The organism is Ferdinandcohnia salidurans (assembly GCF_042680725.1).
In the GTDB taxonomy this organism is placed as follows: domain Bacteria; phylum Bacillota; class Bacilli; order Bacillales; family Bacillaceae_L; genus Ferdinandcohnia; species Ferdinandcohnia salidurans.
This window is the reverse complement of record NZ_JBHUEK010000033.1, coordinates 34,933-55,039: the sequence shown is the minus strand read 5'-3', so window position 1 is coordinate 55,039 and position 20,107 is coordinate 34,933. Positions and strand designations below refer to the sequence as shown.

The 20,107-nt window shown below is 38.3% G+C and carries 18 protein-coding genes; 2 read left to right on the top strand and 16 right to left on the bottom strand.

Annotated features, from left to right (window positions below; translation table 11 throughout):
• Window positions 1-265: 265 nt before the first annotated feature.
• Together ACFSFW_RS22260 and acpS are read right to left on the bottom strand one after the other, a co-directional pair.
• Entirely contained in the window at window positions 266-1,282 is a 1,017-nt protein-coding gene (locus ACFSFW_RS22260; protein ID WP_099363883.1) for a LolA family protein, read from the bottom strand.
• A 252-nt stretch (window positions 1,283-1,534) separates the two neighbouring features.
• On the bottom strand, window positions 1,535-1,894 hold the full coding sequence (gene acpS, locus ACFSFW_RS22255) for a holo-ACP synthase (protein ID WP_304219395.1): 360 nt from the start codon (window positions 1,892-1,894) through the stop codon (window positions 1,535-1,537).
• A 121-nt stretch (window positions 1,895-2,015) separates the two neighbouring features.
• Between acpS and ACFSFW_RS22250 the strand changes: the two genes are divergently transcribed.
• Complete coding sequence (locus tag ACFSFW_RS22250; RefSeq protein WP_388041512.1) at window positions 2,016-2,735, top strand: rhomboid family intramembrane serine protease; 720 nt, start codon at window positions 2,016-2,018, stop codon at window positions 2,733-2,735.
• A 38-nt stretch (window positions 2,736-2,773) separates the two neighbouring features.
• Here ACFSFW_RS22250 and ACFSFW_RS22245 read toward each other — a convergent pair whose 3' ends face one another.
• From ACFSFW_RS22245 to ACFSFW_RS22205, 9 genes are all read right to left on the bottom strand, one after another.
• Window positions 2,774-4,237, bottom strand: coding sequence for a PH domain-containing protein (locus ACFSFW_RS22245; RefSeq protein WP_388041509.1), 1,464 nt, complete (start codon window positions 4,235-4,237; stop codon window positions 2,774-2,776).
• Complete coding sequence (locus tag ACFSFW_RS22240; protein WP_304219402.1) at window positions 4,227-4,706, bottom strand: PH domain-containing protein; 480 nt, start codon at window positions 4,704-4,706, stop codon at window positions 4,227-4,229. The genes ACFSFW_RS22245 and ACFSFW_RS22240 overlap by 11 nt, the downstream gene beginning before the upstream one ends.
• Window positions 4,707-5,303: 597 nt before the next feature.
• Window positions 5,304-6,809 carry a degradosome RNA helicase CshA gene (cshA, locus tag ACFSFW_RS22235; RefSeq protein WP_099355755.1) on the bottom strand — a complete coding sequence of 502 codons (1,506 nt, stop codon included), beginning with the start codon at window positions 6,807-6,809 and terminating at the stop codon, window positions 5,304-5,306.
• 395 nt (window positions 6,810-7,204) lie between these two features.
• A complete protein-coding gene (locus ACFSFW_RS22230; RefSeq protein ID WP_304219405.1) occupies window positions 7,205-7,912 on the bottom strand; it encodes an alpha/beta hydrolase in 708 nt (235 codons plus the stop codon).
• Between the two features lie 430 nt (window positions 7,913-8,342).
• Window positions 8,343-9,716 (bottom strand): UDP-N-acetylmuramoyl-tripeptide--D-alanyl-D-alanine ligase, encoded by a 1,374-nt coding sequence (locus ACFSFW_RS22225; protein WP_388041503.1) that lies wholly within the window; start codon window positions 9,714-9,716, stop codon window positions 8,343-8,345.
• A 243-nt stretch (window positions 9,717-9,959) separates the two neighbouring features.
• Complete coding sequence (locus ACFSFW_RS22220; protein ID WP_388041500.1) at window positions 9,960-11,045, bottom strand: D-alanine--D-alanine ligase; 1,086 nt, start codon at window positions 11,043-11,045, stop codon at window positions 9,960-9,962.
• A gap of 342 nt (window positions 11,046-11,387) precedes the next feature.
• Window positions 11,388-12,710 carry a hemolysin family protein gene (locus tag ACFSFW_RS22215; protein ID WP_388041533.1) on the bottom strand — a complete coding sequence of 441 codons (1,323 nt, stop codon included), beginning with the start codon at window positions 12,708-12,710 and terminating at the stop codon, window positions 11,388-11,390.
• A 208-nt stretch (window positions 12,711-12,918) separates the two neighbouring features.
• Window positions 12,919-13,320, bottom strand: a complete 402-nt coding sequence (locus ACFSFW_RS22210) for a MerR family transcriptional regulator (protein ID WP_304219497.1) — start codon at window positions 13,318-13,320, stop codon at window positions 12,919-12,921.
• 116 nt (window positions 13,321-13,436) lie between these two features.
• Complete coding sequence (locus tag ACFSFW_RS22205) at window positions 13,437-13,841, bottom strand: rhodanese-like domain-containing protein (RefSeq protein WP_388041498.1); 405 nt, start codon at window positions 13,839-13,841, stop codon at window positions 13,437-13,439.
• Window positions 13,842-14,178: 337 nt separating this feature from the next.
• Here ACFSFW_RS22205 and ACFSFW_RS22200 point away from each other — a divergent pair, with 337 nt between their 5' ends.
• Entirely contained in the window at window positions 14,179-14,616 is a 438-nt protein-coding gene (locus ACFSFW_RS22200) for a VanZ family protein (protein ID WP_388041495.1), read from the top strand.
• A 199-nt stretch (window positions 14,617-14,815) separates the two neighbouring features.
• Here ACFSFW_RS22200 and ACFSFW_RS22195 read toward each other — a convergent pair whose 3' ends face one another.
• The 5 genes from ACFSFW_RS22195 to nagE all read right to left on the bottom strand — a co-directional run bounded on the left by ACFSFW_RS22195 (window position 14,816) and on the right by nagE (window position 20,021).
• Window positions 14,816-15,733, bottom strand: coding sequence for a DUF7916 family protein (locus tag ACFSFW_RS22195; RefSeq protein ID WP_388041492.1), 918 nt, complete (start codon window positions 15,731-15,733; stop codon window positions 14,816-14,818).
• 16 nt (window positions 15,734-15,749) lie between these two features.
• The gene (locus ACFSFW_RS22190) at window positions 15,750-16,475 is read right to left on the bottom strand and encodes a GntR family transcriptional regulator (RefSeq protein WP_388041489.1); all 726 of its coding nucleotides are present in this window, start codon (window positions 16,473-16,475) and stop codon (window positions 15,750-15,752) included.
• Window positions 16,432-17,226, bottom strand: coding sequence for a glucosamine-6-phosphate deaminase (nagB, locus tag ACFSFW_RS22185; RefSeq protein ID WP_388041486.1), 795 nt, complete (start codon window positions 17,224-17,226; stop codon window positions 16,432-16,434). Before nagB ends, ACFSFW_RS22190 begins: the two co-directional genes overlap by 44 nt.
• 3 nt (window positions 17,227-17,229) lie before the next feature.
• Window positions 17,230-18,399, bottom strand: a complete 1,170-nt coding sequence (gene nagA, locus ACFSFW_RS22180; RefSeq protein WP_388041483.1) for an N-acetylglucosamine-6-phosphate deacetylase — start codon at window positions 18,397-18,399, stop codon at window positions 17,230-17,232.
• 176 nt (window positions 18,400-18,575) lie between these two features.
• Window positions 18,576-20,021 carry an N-acetylglucosamine-specific PTS transporter subunit IIBC gene (gene nagE / locus ACFSFW_RS22175; protein ID WP_388041480.1) on the bottom strand — a complete coding sequence of 482 codons (1,446 nt, stop codon included), beginning with the start codon at window positions 20,019-20,021 and terminating at the stop codon, window positions 18,576-18,578.
• Window positions 20,022-20,107 lie beyond the last annotated feature (86 nt).

Sequence of the window (20,107 nt, the reverse complement as noted above, 5' to 3'; positions counted from 1 at the left end):
TGCGTTCCGTACACTTTGTCCTAAGTTTCTTACAATCCCAGCCCCCTTCCACACTTGGACATGTCTCGCTTAAATAATGTAACAGAGTCTTTTAGAAAAATTTGTAGAAATTCAATATATAGAACTTTTTTCGTTCGTTAAATTCTACGTTCTATCAACTTCATCCGACAACTTCCTTCGGTTTCTGAAATAAATCTCAAAGGATGCTGTCGATATTTAGAGACAAAAAAAAACAGACCCGATTATTCGGGCCTGGGTTCGGAGTTTATTTTACAGCCTTGCCTTGTACTGTACGTGCAACTGAGATTAACTCTTCTTGAGTTAGATCATCTGATGCAATCATAAATTCTGCACCATTGTGTGTCCATGAAATTGCCTTATCAGTAAGAGTACCAACTGTGAATCCAAGGTCAACAGGCTCACCGCTTAATGAAATCGTTGTAGCAACCTCAGCAACCCGGGCATTTTCTTGGATCAATGTGAAGGTCTTCTCTCCACCAAAAGTCATAATGACACGTGTTCCGTTTTCCGTTTCGATTTTCTTTTCTTCTTTTAATTCAACACCAGCAAGTGCATCCTCTGAAGGATATAGAACTTCAAGTGGTTGCTTATCAACCTCACCCATAACTGGGATTTCACCAATATTGGCAGAAGACATATTCTTCTCAACATCAAATGCTGACTTATCAAAGCTTGCATCAAATTCAACCTTAGTGAATTCAACTAACAATAATACTTTACGATCAGGGTCCATTACCTTTACAGATACTGGAGCTAAGTCCTTTTTGCTAAATGTAATTTCTTGTTTTGGAAGCATATTATTATTTTTGTAATTTGTTTTTGTTTCAAAAATGTATTGATCCTTTGTAGCTGTAAATTTCGCTTCTGGATCTTCCTGAACATCATGTACTAAAGATTCAAAAAGATAAGCTTGGCTGCTGTTTTCAGGCCAGTCACTTTGGAATCGGAAGCTTTTGTTAAGAGCAGGTGTCAGAACAAATACGCCTTCTTCATTACGTAAAATCATCTGGCTTTGATCTTTTTCTGCATTCTTAAGGTTTACACGATAGAATGTCGGCTCCTTGTGCCAAATTTCCACTTCGTATACTTGTGGATCATTGCCTGTTTGAAGCGTCATCTTCGCATCTGCCTTATAGCCAGTCATTTTTTGGACCTTTGCATCTAATGCACTAACCACATCTTCCTGTGATTTTTCCCCACATGCTGCGAGTACAAGGGCAATGAGTAGCCCTAATAACAACAAAAATACCTTTTTCTTCATTTCCTCTTCAACCCCTTTGCCTCTTATCGCCTATTGGTTGAGACAAAGTGTATTATGTGACGAACAGGTAAGGAATCATTTCCGTGCGTATTAGGACCCCATTATTTTCCTAGTGTTCTTTCCAACTCAACTTTGCAGCTTACTTACTAAAGCATGTAAACTAAGTGAAAATCACACAGTTCATCATATTCATACACCTTGTCTCACCTACCGCACTAAAAATATATGAGGCAAAGTTGTGTAATATGCAGACTAGCTTGACAAGCTTTCAAGAATTACTTGCGCAACGGCATAATCTTTACTGTGCGTAATGGATAAATGGGCCTTTTGATTCATTGGTTTTGTAAGGACTGGCTTACCCTTTTCATCTGATAAAACTTCAATATCCAAAAAGCTCAAATTCTCACCAATTCCAGTTCCAACGGCCTTTGAATATGCTTCCTTTACGGCAAACCGACCTGCAAGAAACTCAACCTGGCGGGACTCAGCAAGACGAAAAAATTTTTCTTTCTCTGCATTTGTTAATATCCGATCTACGAACTTTTTCTGTCTATGTAAAATTTTTTTAATTCTTTCAAGCTCCACAATATCAATACCTGTTCCAATGATCATTTCAAAATCCTTTCTTCTATAAAAAAGCTTTCAATCATAAGATGGTACAAACCGTTAAAGGATGTTCGCCATCTTTTAAAGAATATAGTACGATAAGATAACTACACAAAGGAGTTATAAGATGTTTATAAGAACTGAAAGCTTTCGTCAATTTTTACGATTATATCCTATTATATCAATATTAATCGGGATTCATATTTTTCTTTGGTTGTTGATTTTATTATCTCTTCCATTTGGAACAACTCTTATGCAGCACATGATTGGGTTTAATTTCTTAATTTCTGAAGGCGAGTATTGGAGATTAGTCACTCCTATTTTTGTCCATAGTGGGTTTGGCCATATGTTGTTTAATTCATTTTCACTTGTCTTGTTTGGGCCTGCTTTAGAAAGCATGTTAGGTAAATTCAAATTTATCGTTGCCTATCTTTTAACGGGGGTAGCTGCAAACCTAGCAACCTTTTACATAGAGCCACTAGAGTTTGCCCATGTTGGTTCTTCAGGGGCTATCTTTGGATTGTTTGGTATTTACTTATATATGGTCTTGTTCCGTAAAGACTTAATTAATCAAATGAATTCGCAGCTCATCATGACGATTTTAATTATTGGTTTGGTCATGACATTTATAAATACAAATGTCAATATTATCGCCCATATCTTCGGATTCCTTGCTGGCGCTATTGTTGCACCACTCATTTTACCGAAAACCTCAGGTCAGCCACAGGTCATCATGGCAGGAAATTCATCTTACAGACCACGAATGAGGATTCCTAGACAATTTTCTACCAAGCACATTATTTGGTTGATTATTATCATCTTAGTGATTCTCGGAATTTTTCTCTAAAAAATTCAAGAGCTAAAGCGGAATGGCTTTAGCTCTTTTTAATCATTCATCGATATATCTTCTGTTATTGTCTTGTTTCTTTTTCTGTACCATTCCCAAATGATCCAGCAATCGGAAATCTGCAGATCCTTCACTTCAAACCCTTTGCCTGCGACAGCTGATTTAATAAAGGTTTTAACTGATCCAAGTTCTTTTTTCCTTTGGAAGTGGGATTGTTTCTTGTCCAAAGATTGGATTCGTTTTTTGTGATGAAGAACGGTTACTTTGCTAAAAAAGCGAAACTGCAATGTTAACTGGTCTTCTTCTATCTTCCAGCCAGCTACTTTATAGCGGCTATAGCCGAGCATTGCCCCAATTGGTAAAAGAAGCAAACTGAGATATCCCCATGAACTAAAGACATAAGACAACATGACAATTGCCGGGACAAGTGCTAGAAAAGGTAACATCCCCCTAAACATATATCTCCACTTTGCATTGGAAGGTGCGTAATTTTCAATTTCTTGCATCTGATAGTCAGGAACAAAATGATGTAACAAATGATTAATAGCATCTTTCTTTACTAAAGGAAATAGCACGGTTGAGAAATCTTCTCCTTTATTAATCGAGCCACCTGCACTTTCAATATATACCGTTGCATAGCCTAAAGGCTGCCTGATTAAATTCTCACCAATACGTATCGCCTGTATCCGTGTTAACGGAATGGTTGTCTGCTTTTTTTCAATCAATCCTCTAGTTATAAAAAGCTCATCTTCTCGTTTTACGACTGTGAAATTGGCGTATCGAAGGGTCATAATTAAAATTCCAACAAACCACGCGATCAATAAGAACAAAGCAATTAACACAAAGATATAGAGTAAAATCGATAGACTGACATAATTTTCAATCGTATTATATAGTTTTTCAAATGGTAAGTATTCTGCAAACTGACTCAGAAATGCAAGTACACCGGAAATAACAATCCCGATTCCCCCTGAGGTGGATGCAAGGACAAGCAGTTCCTTTGGTGTAATTTGATAGGTAAATCTCATTTTTTGAGTTTCGGTTTCTTCTTCCTGATGCTTTTTCGAACGAGATAAGATTTCACGTAATTGATTGGCTTCTTCTTCTTTAATAGCCGTTAGAACAGCCTCAGCCTGCATGCCCCCACCGGCTGTTTCAACCTGTAGTTTTACCAATCCGAAAATTCGTTGAATAATACCAGCGGAAACATCTATCGTTTGAATTCGCTCTATGGGTATATAGCGTTTTTTACGGATAATCACTCCATATTCAATTCGTAACTCTCCATTTTCAATCCGATAGGTGTAACGATACCAATGCAAGATCCCATAGATCAACATTAATAGAATAAAAGCAAAAGCACCTAATATATAATATTTTTCAAAATCATCGCCCGGCCCCACAAAAAAGAGGAATATTAAAGGAAGTATCATTTCCTTAAGCTGCTTTAAGAAACTTAAAATGCCAGCAACCGGATGCATTCGGCGTGATTCAAACATCATCTTCATCCACCCTTGCTAATCTTGAGATTGAGTCACGCAACTGGTCTGCTTCCTCCAAATCAAGTGCTGGTATTTCATGAACTGTTGCCGCTGTCGAAATGGTAACAGTAGCTAAATGATGTTTACGCAACAACGGTCCTTGCTGGGTATCTACGTGTTGAACGCGGTTCATTGGAATAATTGTTCTTTTCACAATGAAAACACCACGTTGGAGGTCAATTTCATGTTCATGCACCTCATATCTCCAACGCTTCCACTTTAGCTTCGGTAAAATGAAAATCGTTAATATTGATTCAATAATGCAAAGGATGAGTAGGCCTGTTAAAACCCAGTACGTCCAATCAAAAATAATCGTAAGGACTAAGACAGTTATGGCTAAAGTCCAACCAATCATAGACGAAATGATTGCAGATGTTTTCCATACTGTTAAGGCACGTGTACTAATCCGATTTTTTGGGATGTCCCTCATAATCCAACAAACCCTTCTCAATTGGAATATTATTCTTGCCAACCTTTTCAGTATAAATGATTTTGAGAAAATTTGACATAAGAAAAACAGTGCTTTTAGTGTGACACTCCAGTAATAACTTGACTAATTGATATACGAGTACATTCTGGAGGGTATGAAGAGGATTTCGAATAGAATTTTTTCTACTTTTCCTCTTCATATATCGCAATGAAGGGGATTTCAGCCAGATTCTCTTACACTTTCCCCCTTCATCTACGTTATGAAGAGGATTTCGACCAGATTCTCTATCGCTTTTCCCCTTCATCTAAGCTATGAAGAGGATATCAACCAGGTTCTCTATCGCTTTTCCCCTTCATCTACGTTATGAAGAGGATTTCGACCAGAATCTCTACCGCTTTTCCCCTTCATCTACTCTATGAAGAGGATTTCAACCAGATTTTCTACCGCTTTTCCCCTTCATCTACTCTATGAAGAGGATTTCGACAAGATTCTCTAGCGTTTTCCCCTTCATCTACTCTAAATCGTTCATCATTCTCACATACAAAAAAGGCGTGTAAACTGGTGTCAGTTTACACGCCTTTTTTTGGTTTGATAAAATTATTCTTCGTTTTTACGGAAGTTGCCGCGACGATTGCTACTTGAAGAGTAACGATTTCCGCCTGACCCTTGACGACCACCTGAACCTTGTCGTCCACCATTTCCACGACCGCGGTCGCGACTACCTTTATAACGCCCACGGTCACGTCCACCACCGCGGTTATTATCTCGGTTGTCTCTCTTTACGCGAAGAGGTGCTTCCTCAGTTAGTTTAATTGGAGTTGCATCTGGCTCTTTAGTCATTAACTTAATTGCAGCTGCAACAACAGAAACTGAATCATGCTCTTCTAAAAGCTCTTCTGCGATACGAGTATAATATGATAAATTATTGGCCTCAATCGTAGATACGATTTTTTCCATCGTGATCTTTTGTTGACCTTCTAAAGCCTCATCCAATGTAGGTGGCTTCATTTTGTCCATTTTACGTTTTGTGGTATTTTCCACGTTTTTAAGTTGGCCGATTTCTCGAGGTGTTACGAAAGTCATCGCCATACCATGTTTTCCTGCTCTACCTGTACGTCCAATTCGGTGTACATAGCTTTCAGGATCTTGTGGAATATCAAAATTATATACATGTGTAACACCGGAAATATCTAGTCCACGTGCTGCAACATCTGTCGCAACTAGTACTTCGATAGATCCTTCTTTAAATTTACGTAAAACAGAAATACGTTTAGCCTGACTTAGGTCACCATGGATTCCCTCTGCCGCATAACCTCTTAAAGTTAATGCTTCTGAAAGTTCATCAACACGACGCTTCGTACGTCCAAAGATAATCGCTAATTCTGGTGATTGGATATCTAATAAACGTGTTAGGACATCGAACTTTTTCTTTTCTTGTACTTCTAGGTAATATTGTTGAATATTTGGTACTGTTACTTCTTTCGCTTTTACTTTCACAATTTGTGGGTCTTTCATGAAACGTTCAGCAATGCGTTGGATAGGACCTGGCATCGTTGCAGAGAAAAGCAAAGTTTGACGTTCATCGGGAACACCTTTTAAAATTGCCTCAATATCCTCAATAAAGCCCATGTTTAACATTTCATCTGCTTCATCTAGGACAACCGTTTTTACATTTTGAAGCTTAAGCGTTTTACGATTAATATGGTCAATCACACGTCCCGGTGTACCAACAATGATATGAGGGTGTTTCTTAAGTGAACGAATTTGGCGGGAGATGTCCTGTCCACCATAGATTGGTAAAATTCGAACGCGGTTGAAGTGCCCGATTTTATGAAGTTCTTCTGATACCTGAATCGCAAGTTCACGAGTTGGTGCAATGACAATTCCTTGGATGTTGTCGTCTTTTACATCGACATTCTCGATAAGAGGAATTCCAAATGCTGCTGTTTTTCCTGTTCCTGTTTGAGCTTGACCAATTACGTCATGCCCTTTTAATGCTAATGGAATCGTTTGTGCTTGAATCGGAGTTGCCTCTTCAAACCCCATTTTACTAATTGATTTCATTAGGTCTTGACTAATCCCTAGTTCGTTAAATACTGCCAATTTTTTCATACTCCTTTTTGCTAATCTATTTGTACAATGACAAAATTGACTATTTAGACGGGAAATCTGTATAGACACTGGGCTTTTCGCCTCGAATAATACGATTTTAAGCTGGATACAACAATAGGCTGCATCATGATCGCAAAACCTACACATGAAGATAAGTGCGCGGTAGGTAGGCAACTGCCTAGTATTTATAGTAGATCAGAATCTAATTCTGCTTAAAAAAAGGACATTTTCCGTGAAATAACGGAAGTAATGCCCTCAGGGTTCACGTCCAAAAAGTTAATAAAAGGGTGTTACCAATTAATTAACAAGCTTTGCCCTTTTTAACACTGTAGTTGTAATCTTACCACTACCCCTTTATAAATGCAATAAAGCTGAATTTTCAATGATTAGTATATACATTCTTTTGTTGTTTCATGTAAGAATGAATCTACCTCTTTAAATAGTGTTTCCTGGTCCCCTCCATAACAAACATGATGCTTTGCACATGGTAAAAAAAGGAGTCTTTTTTGTGTAGATGAGATGACTTGATTTAAGTAATGTGCACTTTTAACTGGAACAATCCCATCACATTCGCCTTGCACAATTAAGGTAGGTACATTGATTCGGTTTAGCAATGGCCTAATCTTTCGCACAAGCTTTCGAAATTCAATTGTTGCGGACAGAGGAGTGTCCACGATTTTCTTCTTATATCGTAAATAGAGTTCGTTTTTATGAAGATTTTTGTTTAGACCATCACGAAGCATAAGTTTTATATCAGAAACGAGTTGCTTTGGGTTGATATAGTAAGCAGCAGCACTAAGTAAGACGAGTTTTTGAATTGGAAAACGCGTTGCTAAGTAACCAGCGATAATTCCTCCCATCGAAAAACCGATGACAAAAACCTGATCACAAGTATGAAGAAGCTCAACTAGTTCTTTTTCGGCATATTCAATCCATTCTGAGTAATGGGTTCCTTTTAAATTCAAGGTCTCGCCATGACCGGGCAAGGTTGGTGTTCGGACGACCCAATCTGTTGAATGGCGGATATGCTCTGCAAGTGGCTCAACTTCATATGGAGCCCCAGTAAAACCATGTATGAACAAACAGCCAATCATCAAAATTACTCCTTTCATTCAAATGCGCCTTGGCGTATTTGCGCCCGATTTTTAGGCCCACAGGAAGTGGGTCATAAAGACGTTGCCACAGGACGTGGCGTTCTTAGTCTTTGAACTTACTGCTCGAAAAATTACCTCTGAAAAATCGTGGCATCCGCCGGGGCTTTTTTACTTTATTCAATCAGAGGATGAATAAAGTAAAAAAGTATTTTTGAAATAATTGTAATATTTCTGTAACATTTATCGTTTTCAAACGTACTAATAAGTAAGAAACATATTTGGGAGGGTTTTAAATGGACAAGCTATTCAATGAAAACTCAGATTTTATGAAAGAATTATTATCATACTCCTTAGGAATCTTACTGACTATTCTAATTATACTACCATTTATAAACTAGAAAAGCTCGGCAGATGCACGCCGAGCTTTTTCTTATTTTTTGAAGGCAAAAATAACTTCTTCGAGCTTCATCCCTCTTGAACCTTTTACTAAAAGAATATCCCCTTCTGATAATAGGTTTCGTAATGCTTCTATTAGTTTTACCTTGTCTTGGAACGCGGAAACACGTTCTTCGGGAAACTGTTCTTTTGCCCCATTGGCGATATGCTCACCTAACGTACCGTATGTGAATACATAATCAACCTTGTCAGGCTGAATGAAGCGCCCCACTTCTTCGTGGTATTCATTTTCTTTGTCACCAAGCTCTAACATGTCACCCAATACAACTATTTTTTTACCAGAAGTCTTTAAATCATGAATGAGGCTGATGGCTGCTTTCATGGATAGTGGGCTTGCATTGTAAGCATCATTAATTAGTTTTGTCCCGTTGACTCCCTCAATTAGCTCAAGCCTCATATTCGTAATCTTTATTTGTTGCAAGCCACTTTCGATTTGGTCCCAGGATAATCCGAAATGACGAGCAACTTCAATTGCAGCCATTGCATTATTAACATTATGTTTACCTAAAACCGGCACATAAAATTCTTTGTTTTCTTGCTCATTAATGGAAAAATAGGTACCCTCATTTTCTTGTTTAATGCTTAATGGATACAGATCATTTTTCGTTGACTCACCAAAGGTTGTCGTATGGATATCCATTGCTTTAACCCGTTCTGTTAAAAGTGGTTCGTCTCCATGATAAATAAGCAAGCCGTCCTTCGCTAACCCATCAACAATTTCAAGCTTCGCCTTGGCAATTCCTTCACGAGAACCGAGATCCATCATATGAGATTCACCAATATTCGTTATAACTGCCACATCAGGTCGTGCTAATAATGTAAGGAATTCAATTTCGCCAAAAGCGCTCATTCCCATTTCGAGTACAGCAACTTCCGTATCTTCTTTTAATCGTAAAAGAGTTAAAGGCAAGCCGATATGATTATTGAAATTTCCTTCTGTTTTTTGAACACGCAGATTCCTTGATAAAACAGCGGTGACCATATCTTTTGTTGTTGTTTTTCCATTGCTTCCTGTAATCCCGACGACTTTTATCGAGAGCTCATCACGATAGTTTTTTGATAGAGTTTGAAGAGCTTCTAATGTGTCCTTTACAAAAATAACAGGAATTTGCTGTGGTGGATTTGGCTGGTCACTACCCCAAAGTACCGCTGCTGCACCATTATCAATCGCCGACTCCACAAATTGATGGCCATTAAAGGTTTCGCCAATGATTGGTATGTACAGATTTCCAGGTGAGATTGTTCTTGTGTCAATGGATACACCTTCAATCACGACATTTTGGAATTGTGGATCAAGCTTTTCACCGTTTGCCATCTGTGCGATTTGGGCCAACGTCTTTTTTATCATGAGTTTCTCTCCTTTCATAAAGAAACACTATTCAGAAGGAAGAATAGTGTTTTTTAATCAAATGCGCCTTGGCGTATTTGCGCCCGATTTTTTCGAGCTTGCTCGAAAACTTTCCTTTGAAAAATCGTGGCATCCGCCGGAGGCTTAACTTTATTCAATCTAGGTCTCAGCCCTTACTAAATTGTATATCTTAATTACATTCATTCCACCCAAAAGAGTGAGATTTGTATTGAATAAAGTTTTTTAGATGGTGTATTTAATCGTTTGTTTTTCGTTATGGCGCTCGATTGCAAGCTCGACTAATTTTTCAATAAGTTCTGGATAGCTCACACCAGCCTCCTGCCAAAGTAACGGGAACATACTGAATGGTGTAAATCCAGGCATCGTATTTACTTCATTAATGATGACTTTTCCTTCATTCGTTAGGAAGAAGTCCGCTCTAACTAATCCTGAGCAATCAAGTGCTTTGAACGCTTTAACTGCCTCTGTTTTGACATTTTCATATTGCTCATCTGTAATATCAGCTGGAATGATGAGAGCTGTATCGCCATCTTCATATTTTGCTTTATAGTCGTAAAAATCTTTCTTTGGTACGATTTCTCCAACAACTGAACAGCTCGGATTGTCGTTTCCAAGTACACCGATTTCAATTTCACGTCCAATGATTGCCTCTTCAATAATGACTTTACGATCAAACATGAAAGCTTCTTCAAACGCTTTTTCAAGACTCTCACGGTTTGTTGCTTTGCTAATACCAACGCTCGAACCAAGGTTTGCTGGTTTTACAAAGCAAGGATAGCCAAGTTCTTCTTCAACTTTAGCGTACGCTTCTTCTGGATTTTGCTTCCATTCGCTACGAACATATGAAGCATATTTTGCTTGAAGCAGTCCAGCTTGGCCAAAGATGTTTTTCATAATTACTTTATCCATACCTGCTGATGAAGCAAGTACACCATTGCCCACGTATGGGATATTCACAAGCTCAAGCAGACCCTGAACCGTTCCGTCCTCTCCATTTGGTCCATGTAACAATGGAAATACGACATCGATTGATTCATTCTGAACTGATTGCTGAGCAGGAAAAAGTTCTGCGTTTAGCGAAACAGGTGAAATTGGTGTTCCGGCCTCTTTTAATACTAATTTCTTCACGTCATCAACTGGACCTGTCAATTGATTCCCACGAATCCATTCGCCTTGTTCTGATATATAAATGGGATGAATATCATATTTTGAGTGATCTAATGCTTTGATTACAGCTAATGCGGTTTGTAAGGAAACCTTATGCTCAGCTGATTTCCCTCCGTATAGCAAGCCTAGTTTTACCTTCATTAAGCTTCCTCCTAAAAATTCGTATACCCTTTATTTTAACATTAACGCTTTTATATTATATAACAATTACATAACATTTCTATAATTTATTACATGTGTCTAGAAATGTGTCTGTCTAGGCTTGAACCTAATTTTTAGAATCTGTTGTGTGTGGAATTGCGCTTTTTTATCGGTAATTGCGCGTTAATCAAGCAGATTTGCGTGTTATTTTGATTAATTACGCTTTAGCCGGCGGATTTGCTCGTTATTCCACATAATTGCGCTTTAACCAGAAAAATCGCATTTTACCCAAAATGCCCTACATAAAAAGCCTTGACGAAAAAATCGTCAAGGCTTTTGCATCTATTCTAATGCGCTGGCGCTTTGGCCAATGGTGTAGACATGTTCTTGTTGGATTATTTTTTTGATTTCGAGTGATTTGATATGGTGACCATCCATTTCGATAATTCTAAATTCATAATCCCCGAACGGAATTTTGTCACCAGGGTGGATATCAATTTGCTCTGTTAAGATCCAACCACTAATCGTATCTACATCTGTATCATCAATTTTTAATCCGAACAAATCATTAACTTCACCGATTAAGACCTTACCATCTACAATGGTAGTCGTATCGTTGATTTTTTGAACGGCTGGTTTTTCATCTGTATCGAATTCATCACGGATTTCCCCAACTATTTCTTCGATGATATCTTCAACCGTAACCAAACCTGAAGTTCCGCCATATTCATCTATTAAAATCGCCATGTGTACGCGTTCTCTTTGCATTTTCGCTAATAACTCTTGAATGGGAATTGATTCGATCACATGGATAATCGGTCTCGTATAATCCTCAATTGTTTTTCCATCTGCACCTGTACCTGTCACAACATCGGTGAGAAGTTCCTTTAGGTTAACCAATCCAATGATATGGTCCTTATCCCCGTCAACGACTGGATAACGTGTGTACTTTTCACTCGTCATAATCGTTAAAATTTCTTGGACTGATTTGTCGTTTTCAAGCGCGATGATTTCGGTACGAGGTACCATGACTTCTTTTGCTACACGATCATCAAATTCAAAGATATTATTCACATATTTATATTCAGACTGGTTAATTTCACCATTTTTATAACTTTCAGACAAAATAAGTCTCAATTCCTCTTCGGTATGGGCAATGTCGTGTTCTGAAATTCTTTTAAAGCCGAATAATCCAGTTAACAAACGAGCAGAGCCGTTTAATACCCAAATGAACGGAAACATCAATTTATAGAAAAAGATTAATGGTCTAGCAAAGAACAAGGTAATTCTTTCTGCTTTTTGAATCGCAATTGTTTTAGGTGCGAGTTCCCCTACAACTACATGTAAAAAGGTAATGGTCAAGAAGGCCAATGCGATTGATAAAACAGATGAAAACGAATCCGGTATATTTAAAATACCGAATAATGGATGAAGTAAAGCCTCCACAGTTGATTCTCCAAGAAAACCAAGTCCTAGAGCTGTTACTGTAATACCTAATTGACATGCAGACAGGTATTCATCCAGGTTTGAGATGACAGTCTTAGCAGCAGTTGCGCTTTTCCTCCCTTCTGCTACGAGCTGGTCGATGCGAGTGCTTCTTACTTTTACAATCGCAAACTCCGACGCTACGAAAAAGGCAGTTAACGCAATCAAAATTGCAACCATGACCAAATTAAATATCTCCAAATAGTTTCCTTACACGCGAGAGGCGAGTAAGGATTACACCTCCTAAATAGGTAAGTTTTTAGTTTTTCAATTCTTGCAAGTACATTACAAGAATTGTTGTTTATATAAAGTATTTATGACAATGATTTTTTATTCTCTTAGAATGAATTTTTATTCTGTAAGTTTCATAACTATATGATTCTTTAACTCAAGTAAACAGAACCATAATTAATTTTGCAAGTGCCATGCTTTGTGAAGACATCTTATTCAATACCGACTTTTGTTGCTCTGCGGATAATCCCTCAAGCATCGGCTTTATTTCTTTAAGTTCCGTTTCTAGGTATTCCATTCGCTTTGATAAATCCTGTGTGTATCTCAAGACTTTCTCTTGCTCTACACGACTTGTTTTAAATAGCTCTACCTTTTCCTTGATTTCAAGTAAAGGAATGTTTAACTCCTTATACTGTGCTACAAGATGGAGAGTTTCCACAGCTTCATCACCATAGAATCGATAGTTAGAGTCTGAGCGTTCAGGCGTTAAAATACCAAGTTGTGTGTAATAATCAATCGTACGCTTTGATACATTTGCTTCTTTTGCTAATTCTCCAATTCGGTATAACTTCCCAACGGCTTCACCCCTTCTATCAGTCTTCTACTCTTCTATTATATGTATAATAAACCGTACAGTCAAACGTGATGGTTTTTTGGTACGGTTTGACCCCAATGTTACTTTTTCCTCTCCCCTGGTGTTGCTTTTGTTTTCAAGCTATAGAGGCCGCCTTTGATATGTGCAAGAGGCAGGTTCTTATGTCTTCTTCTTAAGACCTTGGCTGCTTGTTTACTACGTATTCCCGTTTGGCAATATAAAACAATGTCTTTATCGGTTGGAACCTCCACTTTCTTTCGTTTAATTTTAGATAATGGGAGATTAATGGCACCTTTAATATGATTTGTTTGGTATTCATAAGGGTTTCTCACATCAATGATTGCAATATCCTTTGACTTTTTCATTTTTTCTTTAAAATCAGCTTCCGATAATTGTTTGAGGTCCTTTACTGGTCTAAAGGTATCGTAAACTAAAATAATGAAGATAATTCCTAAACCTATTTGAAGTACTGTAATCGTATCCATTTTCCAACATCCTTTTCATAAGTTAATCCTATTATAAGCGAAAAAGAATAGAAACGAAAAACCTGTGTGACATCGTCCTCTTTTTGCGTTATTGTAGATTAGGTAATAGTTTAACTTTAATTAGTCACGGTTTAAACCCCGACTGAATAAAGTTAAAGCCTCCGGCGGATGCCACGATTTTTAAAAGGTAATTTTTCGAGTAGTAAGATCAAAGACTAAATACGCCACTTCCTGTGGCAACGTCTTTATGACCTACTTCCTGTAGGCCTAAAAATCGGGCGCAAATACGCCAAGGCGCATTTGATAAGATTGGAGTTTTATTCAATTGGGGCACGCAATGAAACGGTTTTTGGCTGGTACAGTGTTTATCACTTATTCATTATTTCTTGTATATTGGATGTTTTTTGCATTTTCCCGAGCAGAAGGGGCGGAATTCAGGTATAATCTCACACCCTTTTCAACAATCAAAAATTACTTTACGTATTATGATCATTTTCCTTTTCACATTTGGATCATTAATATTGCTGGAAATATAGGTGTTTTTATACCATTTGGCATCGTGTTGCCGATTCTTTTTCCAAAGCTTTCAAATTTCTTTTTATTTATCTTCGCTTTTGTCATCGGGATCACATCTCTTGAGGTTCTACAGCTTTTTAGTATGCTCGGTAGTTTCGATGTAGATGATATTATTCTAAATACAGTTGGGGCTGTGATTGGTTTTATTTTATTGCAAATTATGAGAGTTCGTAAAAGAAGACACAAAAAAAGGAGATGAGGTCAAATACGGTCATGTATTTGGAACCTCATCTCCTTTTTATCCCGCATTAACGGGCAGTATGCTCCACAATATAAATCCTTAATATAAAACAATTATATAAAGAAATTTCTCCATAATCACTGCCCGTAAAAGCCCGATTGGTTCAACTAACAATCAGCGCGGGATGAAGAACCCCCCCACTGATTGAAGTTTCACTTTATCGATTAACAGAAGCTGCCATTCTTATATATGTATGACGTTTTCCGCGAATAGCAATTGAATAGGTCATAATGTTTTCTGGGACAGCAATTCCATGATACCCAGCATCTCCAATATGGTAAATATCCGCACCTGCCATTTTACTATTTAATGCAATTTGACGGATAGTTGCTTCATCTGCGCCCTCTTGGCTTGTACCGATTGTCAGCATTACCATCGCTCCCTTTGCATGAACAAAACGGACATTTTTCTCAGTTGCTTCAAGCGTAATTCCCGGAACCGTCCCAGGTGCTGGCATTAAGATGACGTCTGCTCCTGCTTCAATAAAACTTTCTAAAGCTGTCTCTGATATGATTTCGCTTCCTGATTCATTGGAAACACCTGCACCATGCATTTTGCCAGCGATGATAAGGCCCTCACTTCCAAATACTTCACGAGCCTTCTTGATGGCAACGACAATTTCACTATTTGTAACACCGGTTTTCGGATTACCCGTTAAACAAACAAAATCGAAGCCAAGCTTTTTTGCTTCACTCAAGGATTCTTCTGTCGCCAAACGTCCTTTCGGAAGCTGGCTTAACGTTTCAAGTTGCATTGCATTTGGATCAACTGGCTCTAAATTCAATCCAATGGGTCTGCCTGTTAACTCCTTTAATTTCTCGACAATCGATTCGCCCTCTTGTGCTTGAAAACCTTCTACAAAAGGAGAAAACACATCAAAATAATTAAAGATTAACAAATCAGCACCAAATGCCGATGCCATTTCTGCGTTCGTTACTGCTGGATACATGGGTTGGAAGGAACCAATCACTTCGGATAAAATGGTTCTTCCCTCTGAAGCTTTTATGGCTTGCTTTAAGTCCTGGCCGTTCATTTTTTTGAAGTCTGAGGCTGTGCAATCTAATAAACGTTTCATGATGTTACCTCCTAATTTATGTTCGAACCATTTCAACTTTGTATTTATATCGGTCAGCTCTATAATAGGATTTTACAAATTCGAGCGGCTGTTGACCTTCTAGGTATGTAATTTGCTGAATGTAAAGAACAGGTGCTCCTACCTTTATGCCTAAAGCAGAAGCCTCCCGTTTGTGAGCTGTGGTTGCTTCTAGCTCCTGAACCCCAGAAGTAAGATGTAACCCAATTTCACTCTCTACATATCGATAGATAGAGTGCCCTGCCACTTCACTTGTTAAGCCGGGTACTAGATCTTCTGACATGTAAAAAACCTCAAACGCAATCGGCTGCTGGTCGGCTAGTCGCAAACGTTCTATTTGGTAGACCTTAGCCCCTTCTTCTATCTGTAGTTTAGAGGCAATTAGTGAATCTGCTTCAATTATTATAAAATCTAACACTTGTGTTCCTGGCTCGAGCCCTCTAGAGCGCATATCCTCAGAGAAGCTCGTTAATCCACGTACATTCTTTTCAAATTTCTTAACTGCTACAAAGGTCCCTTTTCCTCGTTCCCTTTGTAGGTAACCTTCATTTACAAGATTAGTGATGGCTTGTCGTACAGTCATTCGACTAATTTGGTACTTCTCCGCAAATTCTCTTTCAGATGGGATCATTTCACCAGGCTTAAGCTCTTTTTTATCGATTTTTTCACGAATATGTTGCTCAATCTGAAAGTAAATAGGTACGGGTGAATTCTTCTTTATCATGAGCAAAGCCCCTCTTCACTTCATCATCCACCAATGAAAGCGCCTCTTCGTCCGCAATAATCGTTACGTCAGGGTGATTCTTGAGAACAGTTGCAGGAATCGTTTCAGTAATTCCCTCATTGATTACCTTTTCGAGAATCTCTGCTTTTGTTTTTCCTGATACGAGTAAAAGAACTTTCTTACTTTTCATTATCATGGAAATTCCCATTGTAATTGCATGTGTTGGTACTTCATCAATGCTATTAAAAAATCGTAAATTTGCTTGGCGTGTTGATTCTTCAAGCTCTACAACATGTGTTTCTGAATTGAAAGGTGTTCCAGGTTCATTAAACCCAATATGACCATTAACCCCAATTCCAAGCAATTGAAGATCGACCCCACCTAAATCTGAAATCACCTTTTCATACGCCTTGCTTTCTTGTTCGTAATCCTTTGATAGCCCGTTAGGAATATGAATATTGTCTTGATTAATATTTATTTGTGAAAAAAGGTTTTCCATCATAAAATGGTGATAACTATTAGGATGGTTCTTTTCAATCCCTAAATATTCATCGAGGTTGACGGTATGAATATTCTCATAGGATGTCTTATTTTGCTCATGGTCCTTAATTAACTCTTTATACGTTCCAACTACGGTACCCCCAGTCGCAAGACCTAATACCGAGTTTGGTTTTTCTTTTACTTGATGTGAAATTATAGCCGCAGCGTATTGGCTCATTTCATCAAAATTCTTAACTGCTACAACTTTCATCTATTATCCCTCCCTATTTGAATACGCAAGTTTACCACGACAAAAAGTCATGATTACCTCTAATTGATCATTCACGATCACAACATCTGCATCCTTACCAGCCTTAATACTTCCTTTTCGATCAAACACATTAATTTGCTTCGCTGGGTTCACAGCAGTCATTTGTGTAATATCTTGCAGAGAGCAATCTGCAAATTTCATCATGTTTCGAACTGCATCATTCAATTTTAAGATACTTCCCGCTAAGGTTCCATCTTTTAATACGGCACGTTCGCCATTTACGATTACCTCTTGCCCCCCTAGGTCATACGTACCTGCACCAAGGCATTTTGCGCGCATAGCATCGGTTACAAGAATGGAGCCTTCACTCCCTTTAACTTTATAGGCAAACTTCACCATTTTTGGCGCTATATGAATCCCATCTACGATCATTTCACATTTTACTTCATCATGTAATAGAACAGCACCAGCTACACCTGGTTCACGGTGATGGATTCCACGCATCCCGTTGAATAAATGGGTAGCGTGCGAAACTCCTGCTTCTATCGCTTCTTCAACCTCATCGTATACAGCATCAGAATGACCAATAGAAGCAACAACACCTGTATTTTTCAAATGGGCTGTTAACTCCAGTCCACCTGGTTCTTCTGGTGCCAATGTAACAAGCCTTATATTGTTGCCTGATAAGGTTTGCCATTGTTTGAACAGTTCCACATCGGGGTTAATAATATTATCTGGGTGCTGTGCCCCCGCTCTTTTTGGAGATAAAAATGGACCCTCTAGATGTGCTCCTAAAATTTCTGCATGACCCGTGTTTTGTTTCGGTATAAAATCAGCAATATTGCCGATTGCCTGTTCAATATCTTGCTTCGACTTCGTCATCGTTGTTGCAAGAAAGCTTGTTGTACCTTCCTTAGGTAATGTTGTTACCATTGTTTCTAATGCATCACTGGTTGCGTCCATCACATCTGCCCCGCTTGCCCCGTGAATATGTAAATCAATCATACCTGGAATTAATGAGTAAGATTCATCGAAGTTAATCACTTCGTCATTATCACTTGCTTGAAAATCAGCCATTGGTGCTACTCTCTTAATCTTGTCTCCATCGATTTCAATAAACCCTTTTTCGATGATTCCGTCTTCTGCGTATATCGTTAGGTTTGTAATAAACATGTCAAGGACTCCTTTTATGTTTTATCTCATTCATTATATCTCGAGTGAAAGCTAGTTGTCTATACCACTTAATGCTTTGTTATTTTTACCTTACTTTTCCCCTCTTATCATAAAATTATTGTGCTTTTCTATAAATTAAAGGGCCGTCCAACTTGGGACAGCCCTCTTTTACGTTCTTATTTCTCTTTACGAATTTTATTGACTTCATCTGCAACGAATTGTACGTTTGTTCCAACAATAACTTGAATGCTGTTTTTACCAACGATATTGATTCCCGGAACCCCTGTTGCTTTAATTTTTTTCTGATCCACTTTATCCATGTCTTTAACTTCTAAACGTAAACGAGTTACACAGTTATCAACTGATGTTACGTTCTCATCTCCACCTAAACCTTCGTAGATTTGAGCTGCCATAGCTGCGAATTTTGTTTTTCCATCCGCTTGAGTCGCTTGACCTTCCTCAGCATCTTCTTCTCTACCAGGAGTTTTAATGTCAAACTTCTTGATTAAGAAGCGGAAGATAACATAGTAAAGCACGAAGAACACTAGACCTTGTAGCAATAACATATATGGCATATTTGCAAGTGGTAATCTAGAACTTAATACAAAGTCAACTAGACCTGCACTGAAACCGAAACCTGCAGTCCAATGGAATGTTGACGCGATAAATAATGAAATACCCGTTAATGCTGCGTGAACAACATATAATGCTGGTGCAACGAACATAAATGCAAATTCAAGCGGCTCTGTAACACCTGTGAAGAATGATGCGAAACCTGCTGCCATCATTAAAGAGGCAACTTGTTTTTTTCGAGCTGTTTTTGCAGTGTGATACATTGCAAGTGCAGCTGCTGGTAAACCAAACATCATCACTGGGAAGTAACCAGCTTGATACATACCAGTAACTCCTTTTTCTCCTTTTCCTGACCAGAAATTACCGATATCATTGATTCCTGCAACATCAAACCAGAATACGGAGTTTAGAGCATGGTGTAATCCAGTTGGGATTAATAATCTGTTAAAGAATCCGTATAATCCAGCACCTATCGAGCCTAAATCACTGATTCCTTTACCGAATGATACCAATCCTGTATAAACTACTGGCCATACAAAGAAAAGAATAGCTGAAGCAACAATCATCGCTACAGACGTCATAATTGGTACTAGACGTTTCCCACTAAAGAATGCTAAAGCATCCGGTAATTGTACCTCACTAAAACGATTATACATAGATGCTGCAACAAGACCAGAAATGATACCAATAAATTGGTTACCAATTTTTCCGAATGCCGCGTTTACCTCTGCTGGGTCAACCCCTTGAAGCATTGCAACTGTGCTCGTACCAAGTAGTGTAGTAATAACAAGGTATGCAACAAGACCACTCAAAGCAGCAGAGCCGTCTTTATCCTTCGACATACCTAATGCAACACCTACAGCAAAGAGAATTGACATATTGTCAATAATTGAAGATCCTGCTTTGATTAGAAATGCAGCTACTGCACTGTCAGCTCCCCAACCAGTAGGGTCAATCCAGTAACCGATTCCCATCAAGATAGCTGCCGCTGGTAATACTGCAACTGGTAACATCAACGAACGACCAATTTTTTGAAGATATTTCATCATGATGAATTCCTCCTATATTTTTGTGATTTCCTTCTATTCTCTGGTTTTTAACTACTTCAATATTTCAAGAATGATTTCAAAATGGT

Coding starts and splice junctions, on each gene's coding strand:
- ACFSFW_RS22220 (WP_388041500.1), bottom strand. CDS start 11,045: ATGAAGGTAAAACTAGGCTTGCTATACGGAGGGAAATCAGCTGAGCAT.
- nagE (WP_388041480.1), bottom strand. CDS start 20,021: ATGATGAAATATCTTCAAAAAATTGGTCGTTCGTTGATGTTACCAGTT.
- ACFSFW_RS22250 (WP_388041512.1), top strand. CDS start 2,016: ATGTTTATAAGAACTGAAAGCTTTCGTCAATTTTTACGATTATATCCT.
- ACFSFW_RS22225 (WP_388041503.1), bottom strand. CDS start 9,716: ATGATAAAAAAGACGTTGGCCCAAATCGCACAGATGGCAAACGGTGAA.
- nagA (WP_388041483.1), bottom strand. CDS start 18,399: ATGTTTATTACAAACCTAACGATATACGCAGAAGACGGAATCATCGAA.
- ACFSFW_RS22215 (WP_388041533.1), bottom strand. CDS start 12,710: ATGGTTGCAATTTTGATTGCGTTAACTGCCTTTTTCGTAGCGTCGGAG.
- ACFSFW_RS22240 (WP_304219402.1), bottom strand. CDS start 4,706: ATGAGGGACATCCCAAAAAATCGGATTAGTACACGTGCCTTAACAGTA.
- ACFSFW_RS22245 (WP_388041509.1), bottom strand. CDS start 4,237: ATGATGTTTGAATCACGCCGAATGCATCCGGTTGCTGGCATTTTAAGT.
- ACFSFW_RS22230 (WP_304219405.1), bottom strand. CDS start 7,912: ATGATTGGCTGTTTGTTCATACATGGTTTTACTGGGGCTCCATATGAA.
- ACFSFW_RS22195 (WP_388041492.1), bottom strand. CDS start 15,733: ATGAAACGTTTATTAGATTGCACAGCCTCAGACTTCAAAAAAATGAAC.
- ACFSFW_RS22205 (WP_388041498.1), bottom strand. CDS start 13,841: ATGGATACGATTACAGTACTTCAAATAGGTTTAGGAATTATCTTCATT.
- ACFSFW_RS22200 (WP_388041495.1), top strand. CDS start 14,179: ATGAAACGGTTTTTGGCTGGTACAGTGTTTATCACTTATTCATTATTT.
- nagB (WP_388041486.1), bottom strand. CDS start 17,226: ATGAAAGTTGTAGCAGTTAAGAATTTTGATGAAATGAGCCAATACGCT.
- ACFSFW_RS22260 (WP_099363883.1), bottom strand. CDS start 1,282: ATGAAGAAAAAGGTATTTTTGTTGTTATTAGGGCTACTCATTGCCCTT.
- acpS (WP_304219395.1), bottom strand. CDS start 1,894: ATGATCATTGGAACAGGTATTGATATTGTGGAGCTTGAAAGAATTAAA.
- ACFSFW_RS22190 (WP_388041489.1), bottom strand. CDS start 16,475: ATGATAAAGAAGAATTCACCCGTACCTATTTACTTTCAGATTGAGCAA.